13 protein-coding genes are annotated in these 13,699 nt (G+C 71.7%); 2 read left to right on the top strand and 11 right to left on the bottom strand.

Annotated features, from left to right (window positions below):
- Positions 1-70: 70 nt before the first annotated feature.
- Genes IPJ95_10110 through IPJ95_10090 form a run of 5 tightly spaced genes read right to left on the bottom strand, consistent with a single transcriptional unit; the run spans position 71 to position 4,490 of the window.
- Entirely contained in the window at positions 71-1,477 is a 1,407-nt protein-coding gene (locus tag IPJ95_10110; GenBank protein ID MBK7923965.1) for a GGDEF domain-containing protein, read from the bottom strand.
- Entirely contained in the window at positions 1,474-2,397 is a 924-nt protein-coding gene (locus tag IPJ95_10105) for a hypothetical protein (protein ID MBK7923964.1), read from the bottom strand. Before IPJ95_10105 ends, IPJ95_10110 begins: the two co-directional genes overlap by 4 nt.
- Positions 2,397-3,170, bottom strand: coding sequence for a nickel pincer cofactor biosynthesis protein LarB (larB, locus tag IPJ95_10100; protein MBK7923963.1), 774 nt, complete (start codon positions 3,168-3,170; stop codon positions 2,397-2,399). Before larB ends, IPJ95_10105 begins: the two co-directional genes overlap by 1 nt.
- Positions 3,167-4,162, bottom strand: coding sequence for a tRNA dihydrouridine synthase DusB (dusB, locus tag IPJ95_10095; GenBank protein ID MBK7923962.1), 996 nt, complete (start codon positions 4,160-4,162; stop codon positions 3,167-3,169). The genes larB and dusB overlap by 4 nt, the downstream gene beginning before the upstream one ends.
- Before the next feature lie 55 nt (positions 4,163-4,217).
- Entirely contained in the window at positions 4,218-4,490 is a 273-nt protein-coding gene (locus tag IPJ95_10090; GenBank protein MBK7923961.1) for a hypothetical protein, read from the bottom strand.
- A gap of 133 nt (positions 4,491-4,623) precedes the next feature.
- On the opposite strand from IPJ95_10090, the gene IPJ95_10085 reads away from it, so the two are divergent.
- A complete protein-coding gene (locus IPJ95_10085; GenBank protein MBK7923960.1) occupies positions 4,624-5,076 on the top strand; it encodes a PTS sugar transporter subunit IIA in 453 nt (150 codons plus the stop codon).
- A gap of 7 nt (positions 5,077-5,083) precedes the next feature.
- On the opposite strand, the gene guaA is transcribed toward IPJ95_10085, so the two are convergent.
- The 5 genes from guaA to IPJ95_10060 all read right to left on the bottom strand — a co-directional run bounded on the left by guaA (position 5,084) and on the right by IPJ95_10060 (position 12,054).
- Positions 5,084-6,637 carry a glutamine-hydrolyzing GMP synthase gene (gene guaA / locus IPJ95_10080; GenBank protein ID MBK7923959.1) on the bottom strand — a complete coding sequence of 518 codons (1,554 nt, stop codon included), beginning with the start codon at positions 6,635-6,637 and terminating at the stop codon, positions 5,084-5,086.
- Positions 6,638-6,690: 53 nt separating this feature from the next.
- A complete protein-coding gene (gene lysA, locus IPJ95_10075) occupies positions 6,691-7,992 on the bottom strand; it encodes a diaminopimelate decarboxylase (protein MBK7923958.1) in 1,302 nt (433 codons plus the stop codon).
- Entirely contained in the window at positions 7,992-9,440 is a 1,449-nt protein-coding gene (locus IPJ95_10070; GenBank protein MBK7923957.1) for a proline--tRNA ligase, read from the bottom strand. The genes lysA and IPJ95_10070 overlap by 1 nt, the downstream gene beginning before the upstream one ends.
- An 11-nt stretch (positions 9,441-9,451) precedes the next feature.
- Positions 9,452-10,756: a histidine--tRNA ligase gene (locus IPJ95_10065; protein ID MBK7923956.1), complete on the bottom strand. Its 1,305-nt coding sequence runs from the start codon at positions 10,754-10,756 to the stop codon at positions 9,452-9,454.
- Positions 10,757-10,821: 65 nt separating this feature from the next.
- Positions 10,822-12,054 carry a bifunctional folylpolyglutamate synthase/dihydrofolate synthase gene (locus IPJ95_10060; protein ID MBK7923955.1) on the bottom strand — a complete coding sequence of 411 codons (1,233 nt, stop codon included), beginning with the start codon at positions 12,052-12,054 and terminating at the stop codon, positions 10,822-10,824.
- 81 nt (positions 12,055-12,135) lie between these two features.
- Here IPJ95_10060 and IPJ95_10055 point away from each other — a divergent pair, with 81 nt between their 5' ends.
- Complete coding sequence (locus IPJ95_10055) at positions 12,136-12,684, top strand: YkgJ family cysteine cluster protein (protein ID MBK7923954.1); 549 nt, start codon at positions 12,136-12,138, stop codon at positions 12,682-12,684.
- Positions 12,685-12,751: 67 nt separating this feature from the next.
- On the opposite strand, the gene IPJ95_10050 is transcribed toward IPJ95_10055, so the two are convergent.
- Positions 12,752-13,612: an acetyl-CoA carboxylase carboxyltransferase subunit beta gene (locus IPJ95_10050; protein MBK7923953.1), complete on the bottom strand. Its 861-nt coding sequence runs from the start codon at positions 13,610-13,612 to the stop codon at positions 12,752-12,754.
- Between the last annotated feature and the right edge of the window lie 87 nt (positions 13,613-13,699).

The raw sequence follows: 13,699 nt of genomic DNA, 5'->3' as shown, positions 1-13,699 counted from the left end.
AACGACAGCCGCTCCGCGGGCTGGGGAAAGGTCCCCGGCCGGCGGAGCGGCTGGTCGTGCGCTGCGTGGGCTACAGCGGTCGCGCCGTCTCGACCCGGTCGCGGCCCTGCCGCTTGGCTTCCATCAGTGCCGCGTCGGCCTGGGCGGGGAGGTTTTCGAGGCTGCGCGAGGTGTCCGGCAGCGCGGCCACGCCGAAGCTCGCACTGAGCGGCCAGGTCCGTCCCTGCCAGTCCCAGGTGGTGGTGCCGAGCCGGATGCGGATCCGGTCCGCCACCTTGGCCCCGTATACCATGGAGGCCCCCGGCAGCCAGATGGCGAACTCCTCCCCGCCGATGCGGGCGGCGGTGTCGCCGCCGCGGATCACGTCGTGCACCAGGCGGGAGAAGTGCACCAGCGCGGCATCGCCGGCGTGGTGCCCCATGGTGTCGTTGAGCAGCTTGAACTTGTCGAGGTCGGCGTAGATCAGGGTGCCCTGGCTGATCCCCACCCGGCGCATCGCCTCGTCCAGCCCACGGCGGTTCTTGAGCCCCGTGAGCGGGTCGGTGACGGCGGCGTTGCCCATCTCCTCCAGCTTGCGGGCCCGCACCATCCGTGGCCCGGCGTTCCGCAGCGCTTCCTGCACCTCGGCGATCACCGGGCCGATCGGCTCGCCATTGTCGTCGGTCCAGAACGCCACCGCGCCCACCGTCTCGTCGAAGTGCCGGATCGGGAAGATGATCGCGGGGGTGAAGTGGCTGCGGCGGTCGTGCACGATGCCACCCAGCGGGTCGGCGATGCTGGTGAGCGAGGGCACCTCGCCGCTGGCCACCTGGAACAGCGGGCTCCCCGGCTGGGCAAAGGTGTCGAGCAGGCGGCGGTCGGCCCGGCCCGAGGTGCCGATCACCCGCACCGTGCCCTGGATCTCGACCACCACGATCACCTCCGCGGTGAGGATCCGCTCCAGCTGGTAGGCCAGTCGCAGGCCGATGCTGCCGAGCGATTCGACCGGCCCGTCGTCCTCCGACATCGCCTTGTCGAGGAGCGGCTTGCGGCCCAGTCCATCCAGCAGCGCCACCAGGTCATCGCCCCCCTGCCGCAGCACGTCGGGCGCCGTGTCGGCGGGGAGCAGCATCCCGGCGATGAGCCCGCCCGCGGAGGCGTACAGCAGGACGCCGGCGTCGATCCGCTCCGCCCCCGACGCCGCGCGATCGCGCAGCGCCGCCAGCCTGGCCTCGACGGCGGCCGTGGCGGTCGGAGAGAGCCGGCCGCCCGGCACCACCCGGTCCCAGTGCGGCTGGTCGCTGCCCTCCCGCGGCGGATGCGCCACCCAGAGCCCCTGGGCGCCGCGGGCGTCGGCCAGCCAGCGCAGCGCCGGGTCGGGGAGCAGGACCGGGTCGGCGCCGATCCGCGGGGCCGCCTCGCCCTGCCCCCGGCGGATGATCAGTGCCCCGGCGGCCCCCGCGGCCATCCCGCCCAGCCACCATGCGACACCGTTCATGACAACCACCCCCGTCGGTGGAACCAGCGCCAGATCCCGAGGCTCACCAGCAGCATCACGCCCCACACCGCCACGTAGCCGTACTTGTGGGGCAGCTCCGGCATGTGCTCGAAGTTCATCCCGTAGATCCCGACGATGAACGTGAGCGGCAGGAAGAACGCCGAGAAGACCGTCAGTACCTGCATGACCTCATTGGTGCGATGCGCCGCCAGGGCCAGCTGCATGTTGAGCAGGTTGTTCACGTCCTCGAGCAGCTCTTCCGCGTAGAAGTGCATGCTCTCGGCGTTCTCCCGCAGGTCCTGGATCCCCGCGTTGGCCCGCTCCCCCGCGCCGGGCAGGCGCGTCGTGATGCTGAGCGTGCGCCACAGCAGTCGCTTGGTGAGCGCCAGGCGGCGCTTCATGTGGTACATGTCGCGCAGCAGCGCCGCGACGTCGTGCTCCGCCATGAGCTTGGCCTCGAACCCATCCACCCGGGTCTCGGCCTCGACCAGGGGGTTCTCGTAGCTCGACACCACCCCGTTGGTGAGGTCCACCAGCAGCTGCGAGGCCAGCTCCCGCTCGTCGGCCCACTCCCGGACCCGTCCCCGCCACTGCTCCATCACGGCGTGGAGGTAGGGCTGGTCCTTGCGGTGGATGGTGATCAGGAACCCCGCGCCCCAGAACACCGCCACCTTCCGGGTGAGCCCCTGCACCGTGTCGGCGGTGGCCTCCGCCTTCTCGTCCTGGGCCCGCAGGATCAGGAACGTGGTGCCGTCGAACCGCTCGAACTTGGGCAGGTGTTCCGGGTCCAGGCAGTCCTGCACCGCCGTCGGCGTGAGCCCGTAGCGCAGCGCGATGCCGTCGAGGTCCTGCCGGGTCGGCTCGACCAGGTCGAGCCACACGAACCGCGGCTCGAGGCTCTCGAACACGGTGCGCAGCACTAGGTCCCTTCCCCCGCGCGCGCGGCGCGGCCGAGGATCCGGTGCGCGGCCATCGCCGCGCCGAAGCCGTTGTCGATGTTGACCACCGTGATCCCGGCGGCGCAGGAGTTGAGCATCGCCAGCAGCGCCGCCACCCCGCCGAAGGAGGCGCCGTAGCCCACGCTGGTCGGCACCGCGATCACCGGCCGCGCCACCAGCCCGCCGACCACGCTCGGCAGCGCGCCTTCCATCCCGGCGCAGACGATCAGCACCGCGGCCTCGTGGAGCCGGTCCGCCGCGGAGAGCAGGCGGTGGATCCCGGCCACGCCGACGTCCGCCAGCCGGTCCACCGGATGGCCCATCGCCGTGGCGGTGACCGCGGCCTCCTCAGCCACCGGCAGGTCGCTCGTCCCGGCCGAGACCACCAGCACCCGGCCGCCGCCCGCCGGGGGGGCATCGGGACCCCGAAGCCACGCCGTGCGCGCCTGGGCATTCCACTCGAGCGCCGGGAATGCTGCCGCCAGCGCCGCACCCTGTTCAGGCGTGACCCGCGTGGCCAGGACCCCCCCGCCCACGGCCGCGAGCCGCGCGGCGATCGCCAGGACCTGCTCCACCGTCTTGCCGGCCGCGAAGATCACCTCGGGCTGGCCCTGCCGCAGCGGCCGGTGATGGTCCAGCTGGGCGAACTCCATCGCTTCGGTGGGGAAGTGCCGCAGGCGGTCCAGCGCCTGGCCCACGTCGAGGCGGCCCCCGGCCACCTCGCGGAGCAGGCGCTCCAGCTGGTCGGGGTTCACGCCACCCCGGCGACGGACGCGGCCGGCGCGAGGTAGGCCTGGAAGATCGCCTCGGCCTCCGCCATGGACTCCACCTGGTACAGGCGGCCGCGGAGGTCGCCGGCGCCGTAGAGGCCCTTGGTGTACCAGCCGAAGTGCTTGCGGAACTCGATCACCGTCTTGCGGGTGTCGCCCTGCAGCGTGAGGGCCAGGCGCGCATGCGCCAGCGCCACCTGGAATCGCTCCGCCGCCGTGGGCGCCGCCGGCCGCGGCCGGCCCGCCAGCAGCGCCCGCGCGTCCCGGAACAGCCACGGGTTCCCGAAGGCCCCGCGGCCGACCATCACCCCCGCACAGCCGGTGTGCTCGACCATCCGCACCACGTCCTCGGGGGCCTGGATGTCGCCGTTGCCGATCACCGGGATCGTGAGCGCCTCCACTACCCGGGCGATCTCGTCCCAGCTGGCCTTGCCGGTGAACATCTGGGTCCGGGTGCGGGCGTGCAGGGTGAAGGCCGTGGCGCCGGCGTCCTGCATCCGGAGCGCGATGCCCACCGGGTCGCGGAGCTGGTCGTTCCAGCCACTCCGGGTCTTCACCGTGACCGGCAGGTGCGTGGCAGCCACGCAGGCGCGGATGATCTGTGCCACCAGGTCCAGGTCGCGCAGGCAGCCGGAGCCGCCATTGCGCTGCACCACCTTCTTCACCGGGCAGCCGAAGTTGATGTCGATGAACTCGGGCTTGTAGTGCTCGGTGATGAGCGCGGTGGCTTCCGCCATGGCGCGGGGATCGGCGCCGTAAATCTGGATCCCGATCGGCCGCTCGCACTCCTCGAACTCCGCCCCTTCGAGGGTCCGGTGAATGCGCCGCCGGATCGCCTCGGAGCTCAGGAATTCGGAGATGACCACGTCCGCCCCCATCCCGCGGCAGATCTGCCGGAAGGGGGCCTCGCTCACCCCGGCCATCGGGGCGAGGATCAGGGGGACCGTGGTGGTCCTGAGATAGGGCAACTGCTTCACGGGCACAAAGATACGGGCCCGCCCCGTTCCGGAAAAGAGCGCAGCTGTTCCGGGCTTACTTGGGGACGGTGGGGGTGGTGCCGACGGTCGGGAGCGCCGCCAGGCCGAGCCGGAGGGCCCAGGTCAGGAGCGGGGTGCCCAGACCGAACCCAAGTACCGCCACGTTGGCCGCGAGCCAGCGGGGCGTCCACCGGTCCACCAGCGACTGGCTCCGGGTGGCCAGGACGGCCAGACCGGCACCGGCGTTGATGAGCACGAGGAGCGCGACCGCAGTATGCCAGGCCCAGCTGCCCGTATGGGCCAGCCAGTCGATCAGGTCCGCTTTCATGGTCGATGTACCTCTGGGGGGCGAAGCAGGTGGCCGGACCAGCCTCACCGCCAAAGGTACGCGGGATTCCCAGCGCGGAAAGGGGGGCGCCCCCTTTGACAGCGCCCCAGCGGGAGCCTAAGCTACCGTCCCCATGCACCTTCGCGAATTCTTCGACCCCGCGGCCATCGCCCTGCCCCTGGCCGCCACCACCGGCGAGGCGGTGCTGCCCGAGCTGATCGGCCGCCTCGGCCTCGACGAGCGTGCCAGCCAGACCCTGCTCAAGATCCTGCGCCGACGCGAGGAGCTTGGCTCCACCGGCGTCGGCCACGGCATCGCCATCCCGCACGGACGCTCGCTGGTGGTGGGGCGGGTCCGGCTGGCCTATGGCCATGCCCCGGGTGGCATCGCCTGGCGCTCGGTGGACGACCAGCCGGTGCACCACTTCTTCCTGATCGTCGCGCCCCCGATCGAGGTGAGCAACCAGTACCTGCCGATCCTCGGCAAGATCGCGACCTTCGCCAAGGAGCCCGACGTGCCGGGCCGGCTGGCCCGGCTCTCGAGCCCCGACGAGTTCTACCGCCTCCTCGACGAAAAGGGCGTATAGCCCGACGCTACTCCCACTCGATCGTCGCCGGCGGCTTCGAGCTCACGTCGTAGACTACCCGGTTGACCCCCTCCACCTCGTTGGCGATCCGGTTGGATGCCCGGGCCAGCACGTCGGGCGGGAATGGGAACCAGTCGGCGGTCATGCCGTCCCGGCTGGTCACCGCCCGGAGCCCCACCACCTGGTCGTAGCTCCGCTCATCCCCCTGCACCCCCACCGACCGGATCGGGAGCAGCACCGCGAAGGCCTGCCAGATCTCGTCGTAGAGCCCGGCGGCGCGGATCTCCTCGATGTAGATGTGATCGGCCTTGCGCAGCACGTCGAGCTGGTGCCGGTTCACCTCACCCAGGATCCGGATGGCGAGGCCCGGGCCGGGGAACGGATGGCGGCCCACCATCTCCTCCGGCAGCCCCAGCTCCCGGCCCACCTGCCGCACCTCGTCCTTGAACAGCTCCCGCAGCGGCTCGATCAGCCCGAACGGCAGCTTCTCCGGCAGGCCACCCACGTTGTGGTGGGTCTTGATGGTCACCGACGGGCCACCCAGCGGCGACATCGACTCGATCACGTCGGGGTAGAGCGTCCCCTGCACCAGGAAGCCCACGTCATTGCCGACCTGTCGCGCCTCCTGCTCGAAGATGTCGATGAAGGCGTGCCCGATCCGCTTGCGCTTGGTCTCGGGATCGGTGACCCCCGCCAGGTCGGCCAGGAAGCGGTCGCTGGCGTCCACCACCCGCAGGTCGATGCCGTAGTGCCGCCGGAAGGTGTGCTCCACCTGCTCCCGCTCGTGCAGCCGGAGCAGCCCGTGGTCCACGAAGATGCAGGTGAGCTGGTCGCCGATGGCCTTGTGCACCAGCACCGCCGCCACCGAGCTGTCCACCCCGCCGGAGAGCCCGCAGATCACCCGCTGCCGCCCCACCAGCTCACGGATGCGGGCCACCTCGCCGTCGATGAAGTGCCCCGGGGTCCAGTCCGGGGTGCAGCCGCAGATCTCGAAGAGGAAGTTGTTGAGCATCTCGCCGCCCCGCGGCGTGTGCGCCACCTCGGGGTGGAACTGCACGCCGTACAGCGGCTTGGTCTGGTGCTCCATGGCGGAGACCGGGGCATTGCTGCTGCTGGCGGTGACCGTGTAGCCGGCGGGCGCGGTGTCCACGTGGTCGCCGTGGCTCATCCACACCGGCGTCTCCTCGCCGGTCCCGAACCCCCGGAACAGCCGGCCCCCCTTCACCTCGACCATCGCCCGGCCGTATTCGCGGCGGTCGGCGCGCTGCACCTTGCCGCCGGAGAGGTGGGCCAGGAGCTGCATGCCGTAGCACAGGCCGAGCACCGGGGTGCCGAGGTCGAGCAGGGCCGGCTCGGCGGTGGGGACGTTCTCGCCATACACCGAGTTGGGGCCGCCCGAGAGGATGATCCCGCGGGGCTTCCAGTCCCGGATCCACTCCACGCTCCGGCTGGGCGGGTGGATCTCGCAGTAGACGTGGGCCTCGCGCACCCGGCGCGCGATGAGCTGGGTGTACTGCGACCCGAAATCGATGATGAGGATGCCGCCGTGATGGTTGCTCATACGTCCTGGGTCCGGGTCAGGTCCGGCGCCGCGCACCGGGCGCGCACCGCAAGCTACGTCCAGCGGGGCTCGGCGGTCTCGCCCGCGAACAGGCTCTCGATCGACTCCCGTTCGCGCACGATCCCCCAGCGCCCCTCGTCCACGAGCACCTCGGCGGGCCGCGGCCGGCCGTTGTAGGTCGACGACATCACGAAGCCATAGGCCCCCGCGCCGAGCACGGCGAGCCCCTCCCCCGCGCGCACCCCGGGAAGCACCCGGTCGCGGGCCAGGAAGTCCCCGGTCTCGCACACCGGGCCGACGACGTCGACCACCGACTCGGGCCGCCCCGCCGCCTCCAGCTCCACGATGTCGTGGTACGCCATGTAGTGGCTGGGCCGGACCAGGTCGTTCATGCCGGCATCCACCAGCACCAGGTCCTTGCCACCGGAGTGCTTGCGCGAGAGCACCGTGGTCAGCAGCAGCCCCGCGCTCCCCACCAGGAACCGCCCCGGCTCCACCACCAGGGTGAGCCCCGTCTCGCGGGCCAGCGGCAGCACCGCCTCGGCGAACCGCGCCGGGTCGAGCGGCACCTCGTCCTTGTAGCGGATCCCGAGGCCGCCCCCGATGTCCAGGTGCCGGAGCGTGTCCACCCCCGCCGCCTGGATGTCCCGGATGAGGCCCAGCAGCCGGCCCACGCCCTCGCGGTAGGGGGCGGGGTCCAGGATCTGGCTGCCGATGTGCATGGCGATGCTGTCGAGCCGCAGCCGCGGGTGGGCGTGCACCGCCCGCGCCAGCGGCACCACCTGGTCGAACGGCACCCCGAACTTGATGCCGCCCTGCCCCGTGGCGATGTACGGATGGGTCTCGGCCGAGACGTCGGGATTCACCCGGATGCCGATCGCGGTGGTGGTCCCCAGCCGCTCGGCGATGGCGCCGAGCTTCTCGAGCTCGTCGCTCGACTCGAGGTGGATGTGGCCCACCCCGGAGACCAGCGCCGCCGCGAGTTCGGTCGGCGACTTCCCCACCCCGCTGAACACCACCCGCTCGGCCGGGAATCCCGCCGCGAGCGCCCGGCGCAGCTCCCCCCCGGAGACGATGTCGGCGCCGGCGCCGAGGTCGCGGAACACCCGCAGCACGGCCAGGTTGCTGTTGGCCTTCACGGCAAAGCAGATCCGGTGCGGTACCGGGGCCAGCGCCGCCGCCAGCCGCCGATACTGCCGCCGGATCACCCCGGCGTTGTAGACGTAGACCGGGGTGCCCGCCCCCCCCGCGATCGCCGCGACCGGGACCCCGCCGAGCAGCAGCGTGGCGCCGCGACGCTCGAGCCCGGCGTCCTCGAACAGCGCGGGGCGGAAGGACGCGGGGGCGGCCCCCATCAGTAGGCCCGGGCCCAGACGGCTTCGGTGGTGGCGGGGCGGTCACACCACATGCAGCGGTCGGGCCGGGTCGGGGAGCGGAACTCCTCGTCGGGGAGGCAGCGGATGGTGGCCTTGGTCTGCTCCTTGATGTCGGCTTCACAGGCGGCGTCGCCGCACCAGCCGCCATAGGCAAAGCCGCCGTCGCGGGCCAGGAAGTCGAGGAACGAGCCCTTGGTGACGCCGCGGATGCTGTTCTGCTCCCGCCGGGTGCGCGCCGCCTCGAGCAGCTCCTGCTGCATGCTGTCCATCTCGAGCCGGAGGGTGTGCACCAGCCCCACCGTGTCGAACGGGGTCTTCTTCCCGCCAGTGCGCCGGGCCAGCATCACCTTGCCGGCGGCCACGTCGCGGGGACCGATCTCCAGCCGGAACGGGACCCCGCGCCCCTCCCACTCGTAGTACTTGGCGCCGGGCTTGAGCCCGTCGCGCGCGTCGAGGTGGGCCCGGATGCCGCCGCTCTTCAGCTCGCGCAGGGTGCGGTCCGCGGCCTCGAGCACCTGCACCCGTTCCTCGTCGGTCTTGTAGATCGGCACGATCACCGCCTGGTACTGCGCCAGGCGCGGCGGCGTGATGACGCCGTTGTCGTCGCCGTGGCTCATCACCAGCGCGCCCACCAGGCGGGTGGAGACGCCCCAGCTGGTGTTCCAGACGTAGTCGAGCGCGCCCTTGTCGTTCTGGAAGGTCACCTGGAAGGCCTTGGCGAAGTTCTGCCCCAGGTTGTGGCTGGTGCCCGCCTGCAGCGCCTTGTTGTCCTGCATCAGCGCCTCGATGCAGTAGGTGCGCATGGCCCCCGCGAACCGCTCGCTGTCCGTCTTGCGGCCGGTGAGCACCGGCATCGCCATCCACTCCTCGGCGAAGGTCCGGTAGGTGCCCAGGATCTTGAGGGTGAACGCCTCGGCGTCGGCCTCGTCGACGTGCGCCGTGTGCCCCTCCTGCCACAGGAACTCCGCCGTGCGCAGGAACAGCCGGGTGCGCATCTCCCAGCGGACCACGTTGGCCCACTGGTTCATGAGCATCGGGAGGTCGCGGTAGCTCTGGATCCACTTGGCGTACATCGAGTAGATGATGGTCTCCGACGTGGGCCGGATGACCAGCGGCTCCTCCAGCTCCTTGCCGCCCCCGTGCGTCACCACCGCGAGCTCCGGCGCGAAGCCCTCGACGTGCTCCGCCTCCTTGGACAGGAAGCTCTGCGGGATGAGCAGCGGGAAGTAGGCGTTCTGGACGCCGTGCTCCTTGAACATGTCGTCCAGCGCCCGCTGCATCTGTTCCCAGATGGCGTAGCCGTTGGGCCGGATGACCATGCAGCCGCGCACGGGGCTGTAGTCGGCGAGCTCCGCGCGCATGATCACTTCGTTGTACCAGGCGCTGAAGTCCTGCGCGCGGGGGGTCAGCTTCTTGTCGTCGGCCATCGGGGTCCCGTTCAGGTCGCGCGCGCCGCCCGGAGCTCCGCGACGAGCGCGGAGGCCGGCACGGCCCGCTGGGTCTTCGCGTGCAGGTTCTTGAGCTGCACCTCGCCACGGGCCCGGTCGTCCGGGCCGATCACCACCGCGAACGCCGCCTGGCGCGCGTCCGCGAGCTTGAGCTGCTTGCCGAGGCCATCGGGGTGCAGCGCGTACTCCACCCGCACGCCGGCCTCGCGGAGGTCGTGGGCCACGTGCAGCACGTAGGGCTGGTCGTCGGCCGTCACCCCGGCCACGAAGGCGTCGATCGCCGCCGGGGCGGCCGGCGCCAGGCCCCGCGCCTTGAGCAGCTCGCCCAGTACCACGTCGCCGATGGCAAAGCCCACCGCCGGCAGCTCCACGCCCCCCAGCAGCCGGAGCAGCTCGTCATAGCGCCCGCCGCCCGCGATGGCGCGCAGCGACCGGCCGGCGTCGAACAGCTCGAAGACGGTGCCGGTGTAGTAGGCGAGCCCGCGGACGATCGAGAGGTCCACGTCGACGAACGCCCCGAGGCCCATCGCCTCCAGGGCACCGAGCGCCTCGCCGAGGGATGCCCCCGCCTCGGAGCCGCCGGGGACCACCGCCAGCGCTTCCCGGACCGCGGGCCAGCCGCGCAGCGCCGCGACGTCGAGCACCCGCGCCCCGACGCCCGGCGCGAAGCGCGCGTCGCGGCCCTCGCGGATCTCCGCCACCTGCTCCGGCTTCATCCGCTCCAGCTTGTCGATCACGCCGTAGGCGACCGGCAGGTCGGCGGTGGCCACCCCCGCCCCGCCCAGCAGCGCCTGCAGCACCCGGCGGTCGGAGAGCCGCACCCGCACGTCGGCCGGGCCGAGCCCGAAGGCGCGCATCAGGTCGATGGCCAGCGCGACCAGCTCGGCGTCGGCCAGGGGCCCCGGTTCGCCCATGAGGTCGCAGTTGAGCTGGAAGAACTCGCGGGAGCGGCCCTTCTGGGTGCGCTCGTAGCGGTACATCTGGCCGATGGAAAACCACCGGATCGGCTTCTTCATGCCGCCGGCCCGTGCCGCCACCATCCGCGCCACCGTGGGGGTCAGTTCCGGCCGCAGCGCGACCTCCCGTCCCCCCTTGTCGGCGAAGTTGTACAGCTGCCCGACGATCTCATCCCCGCTCTTGGCCGTGTAGAGCTCGAGCGGCTCGAGCGGGGGACCGTCGAACTCCTCGAACCCGTACCGGGCACAGGTGCGTCGCCACGTGTCGAAGAGGTAGGCCCGGAAGGCGAAATCAGCGGGGTAGAAGTCCCGAAAACCCGGCAGGGGCTGGGAGGTCATAGGGGGGTGAATCTAGCCGGTCCGGGGGGGGCATCCAACCCCGTTTTCGTGCCACCAGCCTCGTTTTATGGCTCCATGCCGAGGGCGCCCATGACGTCGCCCACCGTGTGGAAGGAGCCGGTCACCAGCACGGTACCGGCCCCGGCCTCCGCCGTCCGGAGCGCCTCCGCGAAGTCCGGCACCAGCCGCCAGGCGGCCCGCGCGGGGGGACGCGTCGGATCGTCCAGCCACGCCTGCAGCCACGCCAAGTCCCACCGGCGGCCCGCCGCACTGGGGGCCACCGTCAGCACCCCCCGGTCCACCGCCTGGTCCAGCCGCACCAGCATGTCGGGCCAGGCCTTGTCCCCCAGGATGGAGACCAGCGCATGGATGGGCCGAGGCAGCTCCGCCCGGGCCACCGCCTCGACGAGTGCCCGCATCCCGTCGGGATTGTGGGCCACGTCGAAGAGCCACTTTCCCCGCCGGTCGAAGCGGCCGGGGATCTGTGCCGCCCGGAACCCGGCCTCGATCGCCTGGCGATCGGGCCGGTAGTCCGGCGGGAGCGCCATCAGGATCCCGTGGGCCACCCCGGCGTTGCGCCGCTGGTAGGCGCCGGCCAGGGCCAGCGGGCCGGGCCACTCGTAGCCGGCCGGCAGCACCCGGACATCGGCCCTTCCCCGGAGCCGGCGGGCGGTGGCCCGGGCCTCCCCGCGGAGCACCTCGACCAGCGCCGGGCGGGTCTCCCCGATGACGAAGGGCACCCCCGGCTTGGCGATCCCGGCCTTCTCCCGGGCGATCTCCTCCAGGGTATCCCCCAGGTACTTCTGGTGGTCGAGCTCGATCTTGGTCACCGCGGAGACCAGCGGGGTGACCACGTTGGTGCTGTCGAGCCGGCCCCCGAGCCCCACCTCCACCACCGCCAGGTCCACCCCACGGGCGGCGAAGTCGGCCAGCGCGATCGCCGTCGTCGCCTCGAAGAAGGTGCCCTGGCGGGCCAGCATCTCCGGCATCAGCCGCTCGGTCCAGGCCGCCACCGCGGCCTCGGAGATCGGCACCCCGTCCACCTGGATGCGCTCCCGGAACGAGACCAGGTGCGGCGAGGTGTACAGCCCGACCCGGAAGCCCCGGGCGCGGAGCGCCGCGGCCACCAGGGTGGACACGCTCCCCTTCCCGTTGGTCCCGCCGATGTGGATGGTGGGAAAGACCGTGTGCGGATCGCCCACGGCGGCCAGCAGGGCGCGCGTGGTCTCCAGCCCGAACTTGATCGACGTCGTCCGGGGGAAGAGGAAGTCGAGCGCCTGCTGGTAGGAGAGCCCCACGGGCGGGAAGATCCGGGAAAAGTGTGGAGGGCGGGATTACATTCCACGACCGAGTCGCCGACCAACCTATCGCCACCGCCCATGTCCCGCTACACCGCCCTGCCCGATCCCTTCATCACCGAGCTGCTCGCGATCCCCGGGTTCCGGGAGCTGACCGAGGGCTTCTCGCTCTGCCCCGAGTGCGAGCGCTGCGAGCGGAGCCTGGTGTACCTCTCCCCCGCCGAGCAGCGGAGCGCCCGGGCGCTGGGGTTGCGGCTCTATGGCAAGGGTTCCGCCACCCGGCTCAACCGGAAGGGGTGCCAGTGCCCCTTCTACCTGGGGGCCACTGGCGGGTGCGGCAGCTACGCCGACCGGCCGCTCATCTGCCACCTCTTTCCCCTCGACATCATCGAGCACGAGGAGGACGAGACCTACTGGTGGGTGCTCTTCGGGGCCTGCGAGGAGGTGGCGCGGGGCAAGCTGGTGGGCCGGGTGGAGGAGGCGCGCCGCCTGGCCGCGGAGATCGACCGCCGCATGCCCGACGAGTTGCGCCGCTCGTTCATGGCCGACGCCGACGCGGCGGTCTTCGAGCCGGTGTTCTACGATCATCCCATCCACTACCTGCTGCCGTTGACGCCGCCGCCGGGCTGAGCGCGGAAAACAGCGGCGCCCCGTCCGGAGACGGGGCGCCGTGAGCCATCCAGAGGCACCAACCGACCTACTCGGCCGCCTCTTCCCGCAGCCGCTGCCCGCGCATGTGGCGCAGCAGCCGGGCGGTGGTCTCGCGCAGCGAGGCGCGCGGCACCACCTCGTCGATCTGGCCCTTCTCGAGCAGGAACTCCGCCGTCTGGAAGCCCGCGGGGAGGTCCTGCCCGATGGTCTGCTTGATCACCCGCTGCCCCGCGAACCCGATCACCGCCCCCGGCTCCGCCAGGATGGCGTCGCCCTGCATGGCGAACGAGGCGGACACGCCGCCGGTGGTCGGGTTGGTGAGGACGGTGATGTACGGCACGGAGAGGGCGTAGAGCTGGGCGATCGCCGCGGAGGTCTTGGCCATCTGCATGAGGGAGAACACCCCCTCCTGCATGCGCGCCCCGCCCGAGGTGCAGACCAGCACCAGCGGCACCCGCTTCTCCGCCGACCGTCGCGCCAGACGGGCAATCTTCTCGCCCACCACCGAGCCCATGGACCCGCCCATGAAGGCAAAGTTCATCACGCCGAGGTGCAGCGGGCTGCCCTCCAGCCGGGCGGAGCCGGTGAAGATGGCGTCCGAGCCCCCGACCTTCTTGTAGGCCGCCGTCAGGCGCTGGGGATAGTTCTCGAACTTGAGGGGGTCGCCGGACCGCAGGTTGGCGTAGAGCTCCCGCCAGGTGCCCTCATCGGTCAGGAGCTCGATGTACTCTTCCGCGGAGAACCGCCGGTGATGCCCGCACTCCGGGCAGACATTGAGCGCCCGCTCGAACTTCTCCCGGATATCGATGTGCCCGCACGCGTCGCACTTCTCCCACGCGTCCGGCGGAATCTCGAGGCGCTCCCGTACGGAGGACCGGGGTTTCCGCTCTTTTTTGAACCATGCCATGACGGCCATAGGGGGTTCAGGGAGAGATGTGAGCCTGCCCGAGGGACCTGCCTGTGACCACCCAATCTGTAATGACCCCCCGTCCGG

It is taken from the genome of Gemmatimonadota bacterium (genome assembly GCA_016713785.1).
Taxonomy (GTDB): domain Bacteria; phylum Gemmatimonadota; class Gemmatimonadetes; order Gemmatimonadales; family GWC2-71-9; genus JADJOM01.
Note: the sequence above shows the minus strand (reverse complement) of the source record. Positions and strands in the feature narration are given on the sequence as shown.

Coding starts and splice junctions, on each gene's coding strand:
- IPJ95_10110 (MBK7923965.1), bottom strand. CDS start 1,477: ATGAACGGTGTCGCATGGTGGCTGGGCGGGATGGCCGCGGGGGCCGCC.
- IPJ95_10090 (MBK7923961.1), bottom strand. CDS start 4,490: ATGAAAGCGGACCTGATCGACTGGCTGGCCCATACGGGCAGCTGGGCC.
- IPJ95_10085 (MBK7923960.1), top strand. CDS start 4,624: ATGCACCTTCGCGAATTCTTCGACCCCGCGGCCATCGCCCTGCCCCTG.
- guaA (MBK7923959.1), bottom strand. CDS start 6,637: ATGAGCAACCATCACGGCGGCATCCTCATCATCGATTTCGGGTCGCAG.
- lysA (MBK7923958.1), bottom strand. CDS start 7,992: ATGGGGGCCGCCCCCGCGTCCTTCCGCCCCGCGCTGTTCGAGGACGCC.
- IPJ95_10070 (MBK7923957.1), bottom strand. CDS start 9,440: ATGGCCGACGACAAGAAGCTGACCCCCCGCGCGCAGGACTTCAGCGCC.
- IPJ95_10065 (MBK7923956.1), bottom strand. CDS start 10,756: ATGACCTCCCAGCCCCTGCCGGGTTTTCGGGACTTCTACCCCGCTGAT.
- IPJ95_10055 (MBK7923954.1), top strand. CDS start 12,136: ATGTCCCGCTACACCGCCCTGCCCGATCCCTTCATCACCGAGCTGCTC.
- IPJ95_10050 (MBK7923953.1), bottom strand. CDS start 13,612: ATGGCATGGTTCAAAAAAGAGCGGAAACCCCGGTCCTCCGTACGGGAG.